The 18,344-nt window shown below is 36.5% G+C and carries 14 protein-coding genes; 7 read left to right on the forward strand and 7 right to left on the reverse strand.

What is annotated here, in order from left to right; translation table 11 throughout:
- Positions 1–214: 214 nt before the first annotated feature.
- The 4 genes from rpiB to DNG35_RS03820 are packed head-to-tail and all read left to right on the forward strand — an operon-like array spanning position 215 to position 3,593.
- Positions 215–646: a ribose 5-phosphate isomerase B gene (gene rpiB, locus DNG35_RS03805; RefSeq protein WP_111126427.1), complete on the forward strand. Its 432-nt coding sequence runs from the start codon at positions 215–217 to the stop codon at positions 644–646.
- A gap of 2 nt (positions 647–648) precedes the next feature.
- Positions 649–1,557 carry a cation diffusion facilitator family transporter gene (locus tag DNG35_RS03810; protein WP_111126428.1) on the forward strand — a complete coding sequence of 303 codons (909 nt, stop codon included), beginning with the start codon at positions 649–651 and terminating at the stop codon, positions 1,555–1,557.
- A gap of 3 nt (positions 1,558–1,560) precedes the next feature.
- Positions 1,561–2,004 (forward strand): GNAT family N-acetyltransferase, encoded by a 444-nt coding sequence (locus DNG35_RS03815; protein ID WP_111126429.1) that lies wholly within the window; start codon positions 1,561–1,563, stop codon positions 2,002–2,004.
- Positions 2,005–2,063: 59 nt separating this feature from the next.
- Entirely contained in the window at positions 2,064–3,593 is a 1,530-nt protein-coding gene (locus DNG35_RS03820; RefSeq protein WP_111126430.1) for a SulP family inorganic anion transporter, read from the forward strand.
- A gap of 21 nt (positions 3,594–3,614) precedes the next feature.
- On the opposite strand, the gene DNG35_RS03825 is transcribed toward DNG35_RS03820, so the two are convergent.
- The 6 genes from DNG35_RS03825 to DNG35_RS03850 all read right to left on the reverse strand — a co-directional run bounded on the left by DNG35_RS03825 (position 3,615) and on the right by DNG35_RS03850 (position 11,046).
- Positions 3,615–4,343: a DUF1853 family protein gene (locus tag DNG35_RS03825; RefSeq protein WP_111126431.1), complete on the reverse strand. Its 729-nt coding sequence runs from the start codon at positions 4,341–4,343 to the stop codon at positions 3,615–3,617.
- Between the two features lie 84 nt (positions 4,344–4,427).
- A complete protein-coding gene (locus DNG35_RS03830) occupies positions 4,428–6,056 on the reverse strand; it encodes a S41 family peptidase (protein WP_111126432.1) in 1,629 nt (542 codons plus the stop codon).
- A gap of 131 nt (positions 6,057–6,187) precedes the next feature.
- A complete protein-coding gene (rnpA, locus tag DNG35_RS03835) occupies positions 6,188–6,559 on the reverse strand; it encodes a ribonuclease P protein component (RefSeq protein ID WP_111126433.1) in 372 nt (123 codons plus the stop codon).
- Between the two features lie 73 nt (positions 6,560–6,632).
- Positions 6,633–8,501 carry a M1 family metallopeptidase gene (locus DNG35_RS03840; protein WP_111126434.1) on the reverse strand — a complete coding sequence of 623 codons (1,869 nt, stop codon included), beginning with the start codon at positions 8,499–8,501 and terminating at the stop codon, positions 6,633–6,635.
- Between the two features lie 3 nt (positions 8,502–8,504).
- Positions 8,505–10,178, reverse strand: coding sequence for a S8 family peptidase (locus DNG35_RS03845; protein ID WP_111126435.1), 1,674 nt, complete (start codon positions 10,176–10,178; stop codon positions 8,505–8,507).
- A gap of 7 nt (positions 10,179–10,185) precedes the next feature.
- Positions 10,186–11,046 (reverse strand): MBL fold metallo-hydrolase, encoded by an 861-nt coding sequence (locus DNG35_RS03850; protein ID WP_111126436.1) that lies wholly within the window; start codon positions 11,044–11,046, stop codon positions 10,186–10,188.
- 160 nt (positions 11,047–11,206) lie between these two features.
- On the opposite strand from DNG35_RS03850, the gene DNG35_RS03855 reads away from it, so the two are divergent.
- The gene (locus DNG35_RS03855) at positions 11,207–13,084 is read left to right on the forward strand and encodes a sodium:proton antiporter (protein ID WP_111126437.1); all 1,878 of its coding nucleotides are present in this window, start codon (positions 11,207–11,209) and stop codon (positions 13,082–13,084) included.
- A 75-nt stretch (positions 13,085–13,159) separates the two neighbouring features.
- Positions 13,160–13,693 (forward strand): hypothetical protein, encoded by a 534-nt coding sequence (locus DNG35_RS03860; protein ID WP_146228830.1) that lies wholly within the window; start codon positions 13,160–13,162, stop codon positions 13,691–13,693.
- Between the two features lie 54 nt (positions 13,694–13,747).
- Here DNG35_RS03860 and lepA read toward each other — a convergent pair whose 3' ends face one another.
- Positions 13,748–15,544 (reverse strand): translation elongation factor 4, encoded by a 1,797-nt coding sequence (gene lepA / locus DNG35_RS03865; RefSeq protein WP_111126462.1) that lies wholly within the window; start codon positions 15,542–15,544, stop codon positions 13,748–13,750.
- Positions 15,545–15,738: 194 nt separating this feature from the next.
- Between lepA and DNG35_RS03870 the strand changes: the two genes are divergently transcribed.
- On the forward strand, positions 15,739–18,096 hold the full coding sequence (locus DNG35_RS03870; protein WP_158524868.1) for a TonB-dependent receptor domain-containing protein: 2,358 nt from the start codon (positions 15,739–15,741) through the stop codon (positions 18,094–18,096).
- Positions 18,097–18,344 lie beyond the last annotated feature (248 nt).

Consider the following 18,344-nt stretch of genomic DNA (forward strand, 5'->3'; position numbering starts at 1 on the left):
AAGTTTTCATTAAAAAGAAATAAAAATATTTTTATAAATGAGAATTTTTTAGATATGTAAAATTTAGGTTAACGAATTGAAAAATATTCTTAAAAAATAATGACAAACTATTAACATTTAGTGTTAATAACCTAAGCTTGAAAATCAGAGTTTTAAAAATCTCAATTAACAACTTAAAAAAAGTACCTTTGTAGAAACCAAAACCCATAAAAAAATGACTATTGCAATTGGTAACGATCACGCAGGAACACAGTACAAACAAGCTATTGTAAGCTTTTTAAAAGAAAATAATTACGAAGTAAAAGACTACGGAACCGAATCTTTAGACAGTGTAGATTATCCAGATTTTGTACATCCTGTTGCTACCGATGTTTCTAAAAAACAGGCAGATTTTGGAATTGTAATTTGTGGTAGCGGAAACGGTGTTGCGATGACGGCAAACAAACACCAAGATGTTCGTTGTGCTTTATGCTGGAATAAAGAAATTGTACAACTCGCTCGAGAACATAACAATGCAAATATTTTAAGTATTCCTGCGCGATATACCGCAGAAGCACAAGCCATAGAAATGGTAAAAGTATTTATAAATACTGCTTTTGAAGGGGGAAGACACCAACGTCGTGTAGATAAAATAGCTTGTAAATAAAAATGGGAAACCACCACCATCACGAACATTCTCATCAACACGTCGATGGAAAAAATTTAGGATATTCTATTGTTCTAAATGTGGTGATTACCTTAGCCCAAGTTATTGGTGGTTTTGTGAGCGGAAGTCTTTCTTTACTTTCTGATGCACTTCATAATTTTACAGATGTTGTTTCGCTCATTATCAGCTGGGTAGCTAATAAAATGGCCGGTCGAGAAGCGAGTTATAACCGAACTTTTGGTTATAAAAGAGCCGAAATCATTGCCGCTTTTGTCAACTCGCTTTCTTTGGTAGTGATTGCCATTCTCATTATCAAAGAAGCAGTAGAACGTTTGATAGAGCCACAAAAAGTAGAATCTAATCTAGTGATTATTTTGGCATTTGTAGCTATTTTAGGGAATGGTTTAAGTGTTCTTCTGATGAAAAAAGACAGTCAGAAGAATATGAACATGAAATCGGCTTACCTCCATTTATTAACCGATATGTTAGCTTCTGTAGCAGTTTTGGTAGGCGGTTTATTGATGAAATTTTACGAAATTTATTGGGTAGATCCTCTTTTATCAATCATTATTGCATTGTATCTAATTTATGTGGGTTACGACTTACTAAAATCGAGTTTTAAAGTATTGATGTTGTACACACCAGAAGACATCAAAACTAAGGAAATTGTAAAATCGGTTTGCGAAATTCCAGAAGTCAAAAATATTCATCACATCCATATTTGGCAACTCAACGAGGTAGAAGTTCATTTAGAAGCCCATATCGATTTTCACGAAGATATATCACTTTCTAAGTTTGATGAATTACTGGTTTTGATAGAAGAGAAAATCAAGTATTTTGGAATTAATCATATCAATATTCAACCCGAGTTTGATAAACCTGATGCAAAAGATATCATTGTTCAAGATTAAGACATGTTACAAATTTCAATAAAATCATACCCAGAATTATCTAAAGAAGAACTTTATGAGATACTTCGCTTACGCTCGGAAGTTTTTGTGGTAGAACAGAATTGTGTGTATCAAGATATCGACAATAAAGATCAAAAAGCGATTCATATTTTAGGGTTGAAGAATAATCAATTAGTAGCTTACTCGCGTTGTTTTCAACCAGGTGATTATTTTAAGGAAGCTTCCATAGGCCGCGTCGTGGTCAAAGAAAACCAGCGAAAATATGGTTATGGTCACGATATGATAAATGCTTCTATTCAAGCGATTGAAGAAAAATTTCATACCAAAACCATCAAAATATCAGCGCAAACCTATCTCAAAAAATTCTATGAAAGTCATCAGTTTATACAGGTTGATGAAGGCTATCTCGAAGATGGTATTCCGCACATCGCCATGATTAGAGGCTAATTCACTTTTATTTGATTAGAAAACTGTATTTTTGCGCGCTTAAAACGATAAAGACAGTAATGAAAAAAGTACTCAATCTCTTTGATTTTCAACAAAAAATAGATTATAAAATCGAAATTCTAGCTGGATTGACCGTTGCTATGACGATGATTCCAGAATCACTCTCTTTTGCTATTCTTGCGGGATTTCCACCCTTAGTAGGCCTATATGCTGCTTTTATAATGGGCTTGATTACCGCTATTTTTGGAGGAAGACCAGGACTTGTTTCTGGAGGAGCTGGAGCAACCGTAGTAGTGCTTATTGCTTTAATGAATTCCCACGGTCTTGAATATGTTTTTGCCGCTGTTGCCATGGCGGGAATTATACAGATTATTGTCGGTCTTTTTAAGTTAGGAAAATTTATAAGATTAGTACCGCAACCGGTCATGTTTGGCTTTGTAAATGGTTTGGCAATCATCATCTTTATGTCTCAGTTAGAGCAGTTCAAAACGGTTTTTAACGGTGAAACCGAATGGCTTTCAGGAACACCGTTACTCATCATGGGAGCTTTAGTAGCGCTAACGATAGCTATTATTGTGATTTTACCTAAAATAACCAAAGCTGTTCCCGCTTCATTAGTGGCTATTTTAGTGGTTTTTGGTATCGTTTTAACTTTTGATATCAACACCAAACAAGTTGCCGATATCGCTTCAGTAAGCGGAAGTTTACCGCCTTTTCATATTCCTCAGATTCCTTTTACCCTAGAAACTTTACAAATTATTCTTCCATACGGATTGATTATGGCTGCGGTAGGACTCACTGAAGGTTTGCTTACGCTTAATTTGGTAGATGAAATTACCAAAACCAAAGGAAACAGTAACCGTGAGTGTTTGGCACAAGGAGCCGCCAATATTGCCAACGGTTTTTTCTACGGAATGGGCGGTTGTCCGATGATAGCCCAAACTTTAGTCAATTTGTCTTCAGGTTCGCGCGCACGACTTTCGGGAATTGTTGCTGCTTTAACGATTTTGACAATTATTTTAGTAGGTGCACCCGTAATCGAACTCATTCCAATGGCAGCGTTGACCGGCGTCATGATTATGGTAGCTTTTGGTACGTTTGAATGGGCTAGTTTTAAAGCATTTACCAAAATGCCCAAACACGATATATTTGTGATGTTAGTGGTTACTTTAATTACGGTTTTCTTGCATAATCTAGCATTAGCGGTACTAATTGGCGTCATTATTTCTGCTTTGGTCTTTGCTTGGGAAAGTGCCAAACGTATTCGAGCGCGAAAAAGAATAGATGAAAACGGCGTTAAACATTACGAATTATACGGACCACTTTTCTTTGGTTCGACCACGGCTTTTATGACCAAATTTGATATCGAAAATGATCCAGAAGAAGTCGTGATTGATTTTGCCGAAAGTAGAATTTCTGATATGAGCGCCATCGATGCGGTGAACAAAATTACTGATCGTTACCTCAAAGAAGGCAAAAAGATACACCTCAAACATTTGAGTCCGGATTGTAGGCGATTACTCAAAAATGCTGAAGAAATCATAGATGTCAATATCATAGAAGACCCTACGTATAAAGTTGTTCCTTAGGATGCTTTCGCGGAAATAAGATTACCACCAAACCACAAAAATCCGTTCAAAACGAGGCTTGCTTTTTACCCAAATCATCGGTGACCGCTTTTGTGCTAACCAATATTCAATTTCAGGGACAATTTTTTCGAAAGATTTCCAATTTTTGTTGAAACTTGGATCAATCATCCAGTCTTTTTTATCAGGAATAAAATAGAGCGCATTTTTATCTAAAGCTTTAATTTCTTTTCGAAGTAAATAATAGCCTGAAATAGCTTTTGGATGAATAAAATTTAGACTTTCAGTTTTGCGGAAATTACTTGGCAAGAAGAGATGAGCCAAATAACAAACTTGTTGCTTTTTGATAGGTTGAGTTATGCCTAATGCTTCAACTCTCTTTAGCGTTGTGGGATGTTGCAAAAGAGGTAATTGCTTTTCTTTGAGCTTAGCCAGTTTTTTATGCAAGGCATCCTTTCGGTTCGGCCCGATCCAACGATAAAGTTCATTTTTATTAGTATCATCATACAAATAAAACTTATACACCAATTCCAGATGAATAAGTTCGTTTTGTTGATTTTTAAGGATAAAATCAATTTCACCAATCGTTATTTTATCCTCAATAACTTGAAGGTTTTTGGCAATAACCTCATAGTGTTTTGATTGTTTGAAAGCAGCTTCCAGATAAGTTTCAGCTTGCTTACCGAGAATCAAATCACATGGTTCACGTTCAACGATAGAAGGATCAATTTCTGCAAAGAAATGGGTATCCATAAATGAAATATCCACAAAAACTTCCTTAAAAAGACTATTGGTGTTTAGAAAACTCTGATATTGCTGCTGAAACGAAAAAATAAACTACGGCTTTAAAATTTTCTGGTATTGCGAGTTATTATTGAGTACTTCTACTGCTTTTTTTACTTCGCTGTCATTGTCATAACTATATTGGTACAAGCCTTTTTGATAATGGTATCTTTTGATGATTTCTTGGGTAAGTTCTTTTAAAATCTCATCTTTATTTTCATCAATACGCTTTTGTTTTTCCGCTTTTATTTCGTCTAAAATACGCTGCTGGTTTTTCTGTAAAATATCCTCAAAACCTTCGTCTTGGCTTACCAAAAGTAGTTTGTTGAGCTCTTGTTCTGTTTGGGTTTCATAAGTAAAATCTTGTGCTTTTGCGAAAGCTTTGAAAGCTTCAAAATCTTTATCTCCCAAACGGAAGGAATCTAAATTTAACGAAGGATGGGCGTAATAATAGTTGGTGACATAATCAAAAATGACCAAATTATCAATCAGGGCATGTGTAATCGGACTCACTTTTGCGGTTTCTATAGTGATGTCTGGCGCAATTCCGCCTCCGTCAAAAACGCTTCTTCCGTTGCGGGTTTTAAACTCGTTGTAATCTTCTTGTTTTACCCGAGTGGCTTTTCCGTTTTCATCACGATGCCAATAATCTAAAGACTGAATACATCTTCCGCTGGGTGTGTAATAGCGTGAAATAGTCACTTTCATTTGCGTGTTGTAGGCCAAAGGTTTAAAGCGTTGTACCAAGCCTTTTCCAAAACTTCTACCGCCAATGACAACTGCTCTGTCTAAGTCTTGTAAACTACCAGAAACTATTTCGCTTGCCGAAGCACTTCTTCCGTTTATCAAAACCACTAAAGGAATTTCGGTATCAATAGGAGCTTTTTGGGTTTTAAAAACGAGGCTGTTCGCCTCTATAACCGATTTGGTGTACGTAATGATTTCGCCTTTAGGCACAAAAATATTGACCATATTTACCGCTTCTGTAAGTAAACCACCAGGGTTATCACGTAAATCGAGCATGATTTTTTTAGCCCCTTGTTCTTTGAGTTCTTTTAGGGCTTGAGCCACTTCAAAAGAAGCACGAGGATTGAATTTTGAAACAACGATGTAACCAACATCATTGCTTTTCAGTTCATAAAAAGGAACGGATTTTTCTCCGACACCTTCAAGGGTAACCGTTGTTTTATTGGTTTTTCCTTGGCGGATATAGGTGATTTCCTTTTTGGTATTGGCAGCTCCTTTGAGTAATTCGGTGGGGTTTTGTTCTAAATCTTTAAGCGAAGTACTGCCTATTTGTATAATCTCATCACCAGGCTTTAAACCCGCTTTATCAGCAGCTAAATTTTCATATACTTCTAATACTTTGAGCTGGTCTTTTTCTGTTTTCAAGTTGGCGCCAATACTAATGTTGTTCCCTATTTTTTCGAGCCTTGCTTGCTCAATTTCTTGTTCGTTCCAGTATTTGGTGTAAGGGTCAAGCTCTTCTAGCATGCCGTCGATAGCCGCATTCATCAATCTCGCCGGATTGGTTTGATCGACGTAATTCATGTTGAGCTCTTTAAAGAAAGACGCAAAAATTTCGAGTTGTTTGGCAATTTCAAAATAATCGGGGTCTAAAGCCTTGCGTGTCGTAAAACCAACGGTAATGACCGCTACAACAATGAGGATATACTTTTTCATTTGTTTAAAATTTTATAGTTTTCTGAAAATGAAGAAACTAATCCCGAATTTCGGGACTGCACATTCAGGAATTCGTAAAAAAATTTCATCATTTTGGTTGATATGTAATGATCAAATTTTTGATACTCATTTCATGACTTTTCTTTTTCTATAAATATAGTTAATAAATCTAGCATTGCTTTTTCTATTTCTGCATAAGCGAAAACCTTATTTCCCAAATAAATAAACATGATAGCATAGTTTTGATGATTTGGAAGCATTTCTGCTTTGTTTTTACGGTAAACCTCCCTTAGTCTCCGCTTGAGCTTATTTCGTGTTACAGCAAGCTTAAAAGCCCTTTTAGGAACCGAAAAAGCAACTTTAGGTAAATGGGTGTCTTTATTTTCTATAGGGACGTACAATAACTTTATCGGAAACTTTTTGAGGCTTTTTCCTTCTTCAAAAAGCTGCTCGATTACTTTTTGGTTCGTGAGTTTTTCTATTTTAGGAAAGCTTTGTCGCATGGGCTAAAGATAAAAAATAAAAAATTCCGTGCTTGACACGGAATCTTTTTCTAATCATAAAGAATTACAATTCTTAAAAACTCATCTTATTATCCTCACGGTTGATATCTGCCATATTTTGGCTCGCATCAATTTCTACTGACTGTATAGAAGATTTTAGAAGAGAAGTTTCTAAAGTATAACTTGGGTTGGCCCAAGACCAAGCCTTTTGAACATTACCAGCATTTGGTTTTTGCCAGTACATCATCTGTAATGGAATATAAAAGTTTACTTTTTTTCCATTTTTTAAAGTTACCTGAAGGTCAATAGGCATAGGCATAAGTCCTTTTCTTTCAAGCGTGATGGTTGCTTTTCCTTCATTTTCATCGACAGAAGCAATCGTGTAATCTACCGAATTGGTGGTTTGTCCAAAATCGGTGAGGTACCAATTTAGTTGTGCTCCGCTCACTTTTTCGGCTACTCTTATAAAGTCGTTTGGCGTAGGGTGCTTAAACTTCCATTGGTTGTAATATTCCTTAATGGTTTTTTGTAGGTTTTCTTCACCAATCAGATAACCCAATTGGTTCATAAAAACCGCTCCTTTAGCATAAGCAGCAATTCCGTAAGCTTGGTTATATTGGTAACGATCTGCGTGGGTTGTGAGCGGTTGTTCTACGCCCGATTTTGCCAAATAAACATACCCATTGTATGAGCCCGAATGTGGGTTTTCGCTTGGGCCGTTCATCACCTTGTTTTCCGCCAAGGTAGAAATGTAAGTGGTAAAACCTTCGTCCATCCACTCGTGTTTCGATTCGTTAGTAGCCAAAATATGTTGGAACCAAGCATGGGCCATTTCGTGAGCGGTTACTCCTACGAGACTACCAAAGCTTCTGTTTCCTGTAATTAAAGTACACATCGCATATTCCATTCCGCCATCGCCACCTTGAATCACTGAATATTGATCGTAAGGGTAAGGACCGATATGTTCGTTGAAATACAATAACAAATCTTCGGTTTTTGACTGTAAGTTCTTCCAATTTTGAGTAAAATTGTTTTCTTTTTCATAAGAAGGCTTGTCTTTATAGAAGAAATGTAAGATGGTACCGTCTTTAGCGGTCATTTTATCATGAACAAATTCGCTGTCTGCCGCCCACGTAAAATCGTGTACGTTTGGTGCTACAAAATGCCAAGTGAGTTTGTCGCTATGGTGAATTACTGTTTTTCCTTCGTCTTGATAGCCGTGACCTATTTCATTCGGATTTTGTAAATAGCCAGTTCCACCAATTGTATAGTCTTTATCGATGGTGATTTTTACATCAAAATCACCCCAAACACCGTGAAACTCTCTTCCGATATACGGATCGGCATGCCAACCTTCGAAATCGTATTCGGCTAATTTTGGATACCATTGTGACATCGACAAGGCAACACCTTCGGCACTATTTCTACCTGAGCGACGAATTTGCAAAGGAACTTGTGCGTCCCAATTCATAGTAAAAGTGACCGATTTTCCTGGTAAAATTGGCTTGTTCAATTTTACTTGTAAAACGGTTCCGTGTACAGAATGACTGACGTCTTTACCGTCTTGTTTTAACTCATTTACCTTGATGTACCCAATCTCGTTAGGTTGAAGTTTGCTGATGCGGTCGCCAACTCTTTTGTCTGGGTCTTGAATGGTTCTCGAGCGTATATCCATATCGCTTCCTGGTTGAAAAGCGTTGAAGTGTAAATGATAAAAAACCTGGCGTAAAGTATCAGGAGAATTATTCGTGTAAACGAGTTCTTGTTTGCCTTTGTAGGTATAATCTTCAACATTTACATCAATTTCCATCTGGTAGTCTACTTTTTGTTGCCAATAAGTAGCCGACGATGAATTTTTCGATGAAGTAGCCATTTCTGTGGTTCCACAAGAAACCACAGCAATAGCCAATATTAAAAAGAATGTTTTTTGAATAAACTTCATAAATTACATTTTGCTAGCGTAAATTAAAGCATTGTATAGGTTAACGATGGTTCCCGTAGTTGATAAAGAGTTGAAAGCTCTTACGTCATCAGCATCACCTCCAACAACTACGCTAGCACTGATTGGTAAACCACTTTTTAGGATCACTTCTTTTACTTCTGCTGCCGATAATTTAGGGAAATAAGATCTAATTACTGCCGCAACTCCTGCAACTGCAGGTGCAGCCATAGAAGTTCCTTGTAAAAACTCGTAGTTATTTAATGGCGTTGTGGCCCAAATTTTTGTTCCTGGAGCAAAAACATCGACATTGGTTTTACCGTAGTTAGAAAAACCAGCAACCACATCAGAACCATATTTGTAATGTAATGCGCCAACTGTTATAAAGTTGTCAGCAATTTCTAGGGTTTCTATTGGGTCTTGATCGTTAGGGAAAACTCTATTAGTATCTAAGTCTTTGGCATCGTTACCAGCAGCATTTACAATTAAAACATCTTTTTCTGCTGCATACTTTATCGCATCGATGACCCATTCTGGGTTTGGAGAAAAATATTTTCCGAAACTCGTGTTGATGACTTTTGCACCGTTATCAACCGCATAACGAATAGCTAAAGCGATATCTTTATCATACTCGTCACCGTCTGGAACTGCTCTTACCGCCATAATTTTAACGTTTTGAGCGACTCCGTTTATTCCGATACCATTGTTACGTTCTGCAGCTATAATTCCGGCAACGTGCGTACCGTGTTTAGCATCTTCTTTTTTAGGGTCTGGACCATCAACATCACCGTTTCCATATTTATTGTCGGTATAATCATAGGGGTCATCTCCTAACTTTTCTCTAAAATCTACTTTGGTATTGAAGTGACTGGTTAGTCTTCCGTCAAAATATTCGATACCGCTATTTAATTGTTTTTTAGCCTCTTCAATACTTCCTAAATTAGCAAGAATATTGGTTAAGAAGCCTTTTGCTTGCTGAAGTTCTGGTGTGTCAGCTTCCATCGCAGCAAGTTCTTCATTGGTATAGTTTTCTTTTCCTAACTTTTCGCTTACCGCCGCATGCGAATCGTCGATGGTTTGTAGTAATGTCTGGTAGTAGTTTTTGTTGTCTTGTGCTTCTTTGTATTCTTTGTCAAATTCAGCGACAGCTCTTGTGTACATATCAAATTCAGCTTTGTCTGCTGTAGAAATTTGAGCCGCGGTTTTACCCTCGTATTTAGCGTTCAATCGCTTGATGATACGCGTCATTTCCATATTTTCTTCCACGATATCGCCTAAGAAGTTCCAACCGTGAATATCGTCGATATATCCGTTTTTGTCGTCATCAATTCCGTTACCTGGAATTTCGTCTTCGTTGATCCAGATGACATTTTTTAAATCTTCATGTTCGATGTCTACACCACTATCAACCACACCAACAATCACGGTTTTTCCTTGTTGGTCTTTAATAATTTCCGCGTAAGCTTTATCAACACTCATTCCAGGAATGGTATCTGCAACCAAGTCTAATGAATTCCACTTTTTGAGTTGGTCGTCGCTCAAACTTGTTGTTTTCAGAGGTTGCTGATCGATATTTCCTATAGGCGTTGAGGTAATTACTGGCGTAGATGTACCGCAACTTGCAGCAATCATCGCGATACTTGCGGCTGCAAAAGTCGATTTTAATAAGGATTTTCTCATTTTATGTTTAAGAATTAAATAATTGATTAAAAGTATATGTTTGATCGTGTCTTACTCCTTTTTCGGTATTTTTTACCGTGATAATTTGGTTGTGAGCATCGTGCTCTAAAAACAAATAATAGTTTTCTTCAGCTGCTTTTTCGAGAAAAGTTTTTTTCTCTTTTAGCGTTAGCAAAGGTCTTGTATCGTAACCCATCACGTAAGGTAACGGAACGTGACCTGCTGTGGGTAGCAAATCGCCCATAAAAACCAAAGTCTTTCCTTGGTAGTTGATGTGCGGTATCATTTGCTTTTCGGTGTGGCCATCTACGAACAAGACATCAAACATTAGACTATCATAATGTTGAAAAGTTACATTCTTTTCTAAAAATTTTAATTGACCGCTTTCTTGCATGGGTAAAAGATTTTCTTTTAAAAAAGAAGCTTTTTCTCTATCATTAGGGTTTATGGCCCATTCCCAATGTTCTTTATTGGTCCAATAAGTTGCGTTTTTAAAAGTGGTTTGATATCCTGTTTTATCTGTATTCCATTTGACACATCCGCCACAATGATCAAAATGAAGGTGCGTCATAAAAACATCGGTGATATCATCTGGATGAAACCCTTTTTCTTTTAAAGACTTCTCTAAACTAAAATCACCCCAACGATGGTAATAACTAAAAAACTTATCACTTTGTTTGTTGCCTAAACCGGTATCGATAAGTGTAAGTTTATTCCCGTTTTCAATCAACAAACAACGTGCTGCGATATCAATCATATTGTTTTGGTCGGCAGGGTTGGTTTTTGTCCATAAAGTTTTAGGAACCACCCCAAACATTGCTCCTCCGTCGAGTTTAAAATTTCCCGCCTCTATTGGGTATAATTGCATAAAATTAAGGATTTTGACTTAAAGCTTTGCAAATTAGGAAAAATGTCACGGAAAGAGGTTAAATCTGCATGATTTAACAATAGTTTTTGGATAGACATCGCAAAATTTTAAACAAATGATTATTTTAGTATTTTCTAATAGCCAAACAAAAACTTAGAAAATGATAGAACTAGCCGGTATTATAATTTTAGGAATTTTAGCACAATGGATCGCATGGAAGTTTAAAATTCCTGCCATTTTACCGCTTATTTTGATTGGCCTTGCTGTTGGTCCGATTTCAACTTTGTATACCGCAGACGGTGCAAAACTTATCGAACCCATATGGAATGGTTACAAAGGTCTTTTTCCCGGTGAGAGCTTGTTTTATTTTGTTTCTTTAGCGATTAGCATTATCCTTTTTGAAGGTGGACTAACCTTACGTAGAGGAGAAGTACTCAATGTGGGGCCAGTTATTATTAAACTAATTACAGTAGGTGTGGTGGTTACTTTTTTTGCAGCAGCAATTGCAGCCTATTACATATTCGGACTTTCTTGGCAGATTTCTTTTCTTTTTTCGGCACTAATTATCGTTACAGGACCAACCGTAATCAATCCAATTTTACGAAATATTCCGCTTAAAAAAGATGTTTCGGCCATTTTAAAATGGGAAGGAATTTTAATAGACCCAATCGGAGCTTTAGTTGCGGTATTGGTTTTTGAATTTATCAGTGCAGGAGAAGGTCAAGCTTTTACACAAACCGCTTTAATAGAATTTGGAAAAATTGTGCTTTTTGGTTTTACCTTTGGTTTTACCTTTGCACATGCTTTAGCGTTTGCCATAAAAAAGCATGTGATTCCTCATTATTTACTGAATGTATTTACCCTCGCGACGGTTTTAGGCGTTTTTGTACTGTCAGATGTTTTTGCACACGAAAGCGGTTTATTGGCTGTAGTGGTTATGGGAATGGTTCTAGGAAATATTAATCTTCCGAACATCAAGGAGTTACTTTATTTTAAAGAATCTCTTAGTGTTTTATTGGTTTCTATTCTATTTATCTTATTGGCGGCAAACATCAACATCAACGATTTATTACTGGTTTATAATTGGAACGCTGTAATTTTATTTGCGATAGTTGTATTCTTAATAAGACCACTTGGAGTGTTATTAAGTAGTATCAACTCTTCACTAAAACTGAATGAAAAAATATTTGTAAGCTGGGTTGGACCAAGAGGTATTGTTGCAGCAGGTATTGCTTCGCTTTTTGGACTTAAACTAGCCAACGAAGGTGTAGAAGGCGCAGAGTATATCACACCTTTGGTCTTTATGATTGTATTAGGAACCGTTTTGTTGAACGCAACCACGGCAAGACCTTTTGCGAAATTAGTGGGCGTATTTTTAAAGAAATCAGAGGGAATTCTAATAATAGGAGCGTCGCCATTTTCCAGACTTATCGCTGCTTACCTTAATAAGAATAACAGGCATGTGGTTTTATTAGACAATAACAGGTTTAATATCGAGAAAGCAAAAAAGCTAGGCCTCGAAGCTATCGAAGGAAGTGTGTATTCTGACGAACTGACGAATAACATCGAATTGAGTGATGTAGGGTATCTTATGGCGATGACGGGAAATGCAGAACTCAACAAAACAGCTATTTCAAAATTTGAAAAACACTTTGGGGAACACGGTTCATTTAGAGTTGTTTCTTCAGACGAAATGATCGACCCAGAAAACAACCCAAAAGAAGCTTTATTTTCACATACAGATGATTATATAAAGCTTACCGAAGTTGCTCGAAAGTACCCCAATATTAAAGAAGTTCCGATAAACTCTAAAGAGCATTATGATGGTATGATTGAAATTGCGAAATCTGATCCGGATATTATACCCTTGTTTATTAAAAATCCAGAAGGAGATTTAGAAATCATCCCTGCCAATAACTTAGAGGTAGAATATGAAGAAGGATCCGAATTGGTTTACCTCGGAAAATCGATGCTTTTAGACGATAAGGCAAAATCGACCAACCTAAAAGAAACGGTTGAAGAGGGTAAAAAAGAATAAATTTTAATGAAAGCTCAAAAAAAATAGAAATAATTATATATTGCGCAACAATTAATATAAAAACCAATAATTATGATGAAAAAAATTACAATTTTATGTGCCGTTTTTAGCATGTTGATTTTAACGTCTTGTAGTACTGATGACAACACCAGCAATAATGTAAACAACACATCTTTACTAGGAGATTGGGAAATGATAGATGTAAATTATACAGGAACACAAACAGTTGATTTTCAAGGGCAAACGATGACCATGGATTTTTCAGGACAATCTGTATCCTTTGAAGATGCAATTGTTGTGTTTAACCAAGATAACACCTACACAAGTTCTGGCAGCTATGTTATAGAATTAACAGTAAACTTTATGGGACAATCGAACACGCAACAATTTCCAGTAGACAACTTTTTTGGAACAGGAACATGGCTAAAATCAGGAAACACACTTACCGTAACAGATGATCAATTAGGTTCTGCTACTCCAGCAAACATTGATATTTTAAATGCTACCACTTTAAAACTATCTATAAGCAATTATACGGTCTCAATGCCTGGTCCTGGGGGTAATCAAGACGTAGATCTTGATTATGAAATAACATTAAACAAAATCTAATATATATTGTTATTAACATATAAAAAACCTCCAAATTTTGGAGGTTTTTTATTTCTAATCATTCAGTTTTAAAACAGCCATAAATGCTTCTTGTGGTATTTCTACATTACCCACTTGTCGCATACGCTTCTTCCCTTTTTTCTGTTTTTCCAAAAGTTTACGCTTACGCGAAATATCACCTCCGTAACATTTTGCGGTAACATCTTTACGAAGTGCTTTTACGGTTTCACGAGCAATAATCTTTGCGCCAATTGCTGCCTGAATTGGAATGTCAAACTGCTGACGCGGAATAAGCTCTTTTAGTTTCTCACACATCTTTTTCCCAATATCGTAAGCATTGTCTTTATGCAATAGAGCAGAAAGTGCATCCACTGTATTTGAATTTAACAAAACATCTACTTTTACTAAATTTGATTTTCGCATTCCTATTGGGGAATAATCAAACGAAGCGTAACCTTTAGAGACGGTCTTTAAACGATCGTAAAAATCAAAAACAATCTCTGCCAAAGGCATATCAAACGTTAATTCTACACGTTCGGTCGTGAGGTAAGTTTGGTTGACGATTTCACCGCGTTTTTCGATACAAAGCGACATTACAGGCCCAACAAAATCGGACTTGGTAATAATGGTTGCTTTGATGTAGGGCTCTTCTACACGCTCTAGTTTTGAAGGTTCTGGTAAATCCGAAGGGTTGTTGACCAATATAACTTCATCGGGTTCTTTATGGGTGTAAGCGTGGTAAGACACGTTGGGAACGGTGGTAATCACCGTCATATCAAATTCGCGTTCTAATCGCTCCTGTATAATCTCTAAGTGCAGCATTCCTAAAAATCCGCAACGAAAACCAAAACCTAAGGCAGCAGAACTCTCTGGGGCAAAAACCAACGAGGCATCGTTGAGTTGTAATTTTTCCATCGAAGCTCTTAGCTCTTCATAATCCTCTGTGTCAACGGGATAAATACCTGCAAAAACCATGGGTTTTACGTCTTCAAAACCTGCCACAGCTTCTGTGGTCGGGTTTTTGGCATCGGTAATCGTATCACCAACTTTTACTTCACGTGCATCTTTGATTCCTGTGATTAAATAACCAACATCACCAGTTTTGATTTCTTGTTTTGGAAGCTGTTTGAGCTTTAAAGTACCCACTTCGTCGGCAAAATAGTTTTTATTGGTGGCAACAAACTTAATGTTTTGACCTTTTTTGATACTTCCGTTGATGACTCTAAAATAAGTTTCTACACCACGAAATGGGTTATAAACCGAATCAAAAATCAAGGCGCGAAGTGGCGCGTCTGCTTTTCCTGATGGAGGTGGAATACGCTCGATAATAGCTGCAAGAATCTCTTCGATTCCGATACCAGTTTTGGCACTTGCCGGAATCACTTCTTTGGGATCACAACCCAACAAATCAACAATATCATCGGTTACTTCTTCTGGGTTTGCACTAGGTAAATCTACTTTGTTGAGTACCGGAATAATTTCTAAATCGTTTTCTAATGCCAAATACAAATTAGAAATGGTCTGTGCCTGTATACTTTGCGCCGCATCGACAACCAAAAGCGCGCCTTCACAAGCCGCAATAGAACGCGATACTTCGTAAGAAAAATCAACGTGACCAGGGGTATCAATAAGGTTGAGCACGTATTTTTCTCCTTGATATTCATAATCCATTTGTATCGCATGGCTCTTGATGGTGATTCCGCGCTCACGCTCCAAATCCATACTGTCGAGCAGTTGTTCTTGCTTTTCCCTCTCGGTTACTGAGCCTGTAAAATCTAAAAGCCGATCGGCCAAGGTACTTTTACCGTGATCGATATGCGCGATAATGCAGAAATTTCTAATATGCTTCATAAATCTTCCTAAAAAGTTGCCTGCAATTTTATGCAACTGTATAATGCTGCAAATATAGCATTTTGATTTTCAAATTATACTTGCATAACTCATTTAGAATTCAGTAATTTAAAAATTAGAACTAACTATAATCAAATCTTGTGCAGAAACAAATCTGCTTTCTTTGTTTTTCTCTGCTATATTGCACGCAACTCTTGGCACAATATACCGTTGAAGGTAGAATTGTTGACGAGCGAAATAAAGCTTTATCTTATTGTAACATAGTGCTTTATAGATCTGCTGATTCGATATATGTAAACGGCACTTTTTCGGAGAACGACGGTAAATTTTCTTTTCAAAATATCGCTCCTGCAGCATATTTTATCAAGGTGAGTTTTGTGGGTTTCGAAGAAAAAATGCTTCCGCTTAAAGCGGAAAATGACATTTTATTGCCAGATATTGTATTAAAAGAAAGTTCGTCGGAACTAAATGAAATTACTATAAAAGCACGAAAACCACTTGTGCAAAAATTACCAGATCGTTTGGTTTTTGATATCGAAAATACCAGTTTGTCGAGCGGAAACACATGGAATGTACTCAAACAAACACCTGGAGTAATTGTGCTGCAAGACGAACTTAAAATTAGAAATACCCCAGCGACAGTTTACATTAACGATAGAAAAGTGTATTTAAGTGCTTCAGAATTACAGCAATTATTAGAAAGCTATGATGCAGAAAATATCAAGCAAATAGAAGTGATGACCAATCCTTCTGCAAAATATGATGCCGCAGACGGACCTATTATCAATATTGTTACCTCCAAAATGCTTTTACCAGGCTATAAAGGTGCTGTAAATACCAATTACACCCAAGCCATTTTTCCTAAATACAGTTTTGGGACAAGTCATTTTTATAAATCAGAAAAGTTAAATATATACGGAAATTACAGCTTATCACCTTCTAAAAGACTAAAACAAGACGAAAGCTATATCCATTATATCGATGAAAGCGATGCTGTTTTCTCACGTTGGCATACCGATTTTTATCGTACCTCGAGAACGCAAGACCACCAAGCAAACTTTGCTTTAGACTACCATGTAAACGAAAAACAAAAGCTTTTGGTTAGCGCAAACACTTTGTTTTCGCCGCAGCTTAAAGACCAAAATTCGGGTGTAACAAACATGTTTAATGCCCAAAACGAATTAAACTCTTTATTTACCACACAAAGTAACTTACAAACAGATTTGCTGAATGTGGCTTATGATTTGGGTTACGAAATTAAAACTGGAGAGAACTCAAGGGTTTCAGCGAATTTTCACCATACCTATTATGAAAATGAAAAAGAACAAGCAATTCTTACCGAATATTTCGATAACAATCAATCGTTGACCAACACCAATAGTTTTGATACCGAAGCGTATCAGAAAATAAATATCTATACGGGGCAGTTAGATTTCGAAACAGTTTTAGGAAAATATAATTTTGCTAGTGGTTTCAAATACTCCACTATTGATTCCTATAGTTTTTTAAATTTTTATAACGTAGAAAGTGATGCTTCAACTCTAGAAGAAATCGATTTGCAGAACGATTTTAATTACGACGAAGGTGTTTTTGCCGCCTATTCTTCACTAGAAAGGGCTTGGGAAAAATGGAATGCAAAAATCGGACTGCGAGTAGAAAACACTGATCGCGTTGGGGTTTCGTCTAATAGCGAAGAAGAAATTACCAGAAATTATACCAACCTGTTTCCTTCGGCTTATCTGAGTTACCAAATTTCAGATCAGCACCAATTTTCTTTTGATTACGGAAGAAAAATCAATCGCCCTAATTATCAGAATTTAAACCCGTTTCGGTATTTCATCAACGAAAACAGTTTCCAAAGTGGAAACCCAAACCTTATTGCTTCGACAAGCCACAACTTTAATTTGAATTATACCTTTAAAGACAGTTATTCGTTCGATTTTTATTTCCGTGACAACGGCGAAAACCCAGCAGAATTGGTTTTTCAGGATAACGAAAATCAATTGTTGCGTGCAACACAAGTAAATATGCTGGCGAGTAAATCTTACGGAATCGACTTTTTTCATGGGAGATCCCTCAAAGATTGGTGGTACAGCCAATTGATTTTGTCGGCTTTTCACGAAGAAGAAACTTTTTTAGCAGAAGAAAGTAACAGCCTAGAATTTACCAATGATGTGAATGGGTTTTATGCTTATTGGTACAACCAATTTACGATTACTAAAGACGGTACTTTTACCGGAGACATTTCGTTTGTATACATTTCTAAAATGCTTAGCGGTTCCTACCAAGTTGGAGAAATGCACAACTTAACGCTTGGGCTAAATAAAAAAATATGGAAAAAGAAAGCTGAAATTTCACTACAGGTTGCCGATATCTTTAACAAATATGCGCCCGTTTTAACTTCAACCTACCTCAACCAAGACAACGGTTATTATGCTTTGCCCGAAAACAGGTATATTCGTATGGGCTTTAAATATAATTTCGGAAATTCAGGTTTAACCGATAACAGCAGAACCATCGATCATCAAGAAAGAGAAAGAATAGAAAAATAAAGAATGGAATTAGAAGATTTTAATATAGGACTTTTTTTATGGCAAGCATTTAATACTATCTTAATTATCTTAATTTTAATAATTCTTTATAGCTTATATAAGCATATAAAAAAAGATAGTAACTATAGTTAAAAATTCTCCTCGATATAAGCAATCGCTTCTGCTTGGCTTAATGCCGAAAATTTGGCATAACGCTGGTGTACATCGATAATCTCTATCAGAGCTTTTTCAACGACTTCTTCGTTTTT

The sequence above is a fragment of the Mesonia sp. K7 genome (assembly GCF_003233725.1).
Lineage (GTDB): Bacteria > Bacteroidota > Bacteroidia > Flavobacteriales > Flavobacteriaceae > Mesonia.

Excerpts from the sequence above, each read along its gene's own strand:
- DNG35_RS03830 (WP_111126432.1), bottom strand. The coding sequence starts at position 6,056 with ATGAAAAAGTATATCCTCATTGTTGTAGCGGTCATTACCGTTGGTTTT.
- DNG35_RS03820 (WP_111126430.1), top strand. The coding sequence starts at position 2,064 with ATGAAAAAAGTACTCAATCTCTTTGATTTTCAACAAAAAATAGATTAT.
- DNG35_RS03825 (WP_111126431.1), bottom strand. The coding sequence starts at position 4,343 with ATGGATACCCATTTCTTTGCAGAAATTGATCCTTCTATCGTTGAACGT.
- DNG35_RS03855 (WP_111126437.1), top strand. The coding sequence starts at position 11,207 with ATGATAGAACTAGCCGGTATTATAATTTTAGGAATTTTAGCACAATGG.
- DNG35_RS03845 (WP_111126435.1), bottom strand. The coding sequence starts at position 10,178 with ATGAGAAAATCCTTATTAAAATCGACTTTTGCAGCCGCAAGTATCGCG.
- DNG35_RS03815 (WP_111126429.1), top strand. The coding sequence starts at position 1,561 with ATGTTACAAATTTCAATAAAATCATACCCAGAATTATCTAAAGAAGAA.
- rnpA (WP_111126433.1), bottom strand. The coding sequence starts at position 6,559 with ATGCGACAAAGCTTTCCTAAAATAGAAAAACTCACGAACCAAAAAGTA.
- lepA (WP_111126462.1), bottom strand. The coding sequence starts at position 15,544 with ATGAAGCATATTAGAAATTTCTGCATTATCGCGCATATCGATCACGGT.
- DNG35_RS03840 (WP_111126434.1), bottom strand. The coding sequence starts at position 8,501 with ATGAAGTTTATTCAAAAAACATTCTTTTTAATATTGGCTATTGCTGTG.
- DNG35_RS03860 (WP_146228830.1), top strand. The coding sequence starts at position 13,160 with ATGAAAAAAATTACAATTTTATGTGCCGTTTTTAGCATGTTGATTTTA.
- rpiB (WP_111126427.1), top strand. The coding sequence starts at position 215 with ATGACTATTGCAATTGGTAACGATCACGCAGGAACACAGTACAAACAA.
- DNG35_RS03850 (WP_111126436.1), bottom strand. The coding sequence starts at position 11,046 with ATGCAATTATACCCAATAGAGGCGGGAAATTTTAAACTCGACGGAGGA.
- DNG35_RS03810 (WP_111126428.1), top strand. The coding sequence starts at position 649 with ATGGGAAACCACCACCATCACGAACATTCTCATCAACACGTCGATGGA.